This is a genomic window from Bacillota bacterium (assembly GCA_024653485.1).
Lineage (GTDB): Bacteria > Bacillota > SHA-98 > UBA4971 > UBA4971 > UBA6256.
This window is the reverse complement of record JANLFY010000037.1, coordinates 1-651: the sequence shown is the minus strand read 5'-3', so window position 1 is coordinate 651 and position 651 is coordinate 1. Positions and strand designations below refer to the sequence as shown.

The 651-nt window shown below is 63.4% G+C and carries 1 protein-coding gene; it reads right to left on the bottom strand.

Annotated features, from left to right (window positions below; genetic code table 11):
* Positions 1–651: hypothetical protein (locus NUW12_13100; protein MCR4403678.1), on the bottom strand; the 651-nt coding region annotated here is incomplete at both ends.

Here is a 651-nt window from a genome sequence, read left to right as displayed (position 1 = left end):
GGGAGTTCTCGCCGTGCTTGTGCCCAGCCGCATCAGGGTCACCGAAGTGGAAGAAAGCGAAGAACCGCTGCGTGCCATACCGATCCAAGCTATTCAGGGCCAGCTGCCCCACTTCATCAGCAGGCCTTGGCTTGTCGCCCTGGAAGAGGTCGATGTCTTGCTTGGCGTTGTAGTACGGCTCACCTCGACTCAGGCGTGGCTGCGCCGCCCCGCGATATCTTGTCTTGGCTCTCTCAGGGAGCTGCGAGAGCCGTGGGAGCCGCGGCAGCTGCGGGATCCGTGCGGACTGCGGCCTGGGCAGAAGCTCCTGCAGAACCCTGGAGCGGAACTCAGTCATGGTGGAGATTATGGCACGCCCTACCTTGTCATCCCCGAACACCTTCTCCAGCCTTTCGAGGACCTGCTCCCGAGATATGCCCTCACCTTTCAGCCGGGTCCGGTCCAGCAACCAGGTCCGGTCCAGAAACCGGGTCCCGCTCAATCGGCTCCGGGCGCGCCTGGCGATTGACATGCCTGCTCGACGCGCCCCTGAAGCCGGCCCCAGGGAGCCCAGGTTTCCGCCCTTGCCGGTGATCATGATCGTCGCGATGCCGTCGTCACCGAACGCGTCTTCGAGCCGCTCGAAGATTGTGTAGCCTTTTGGAATCGGCC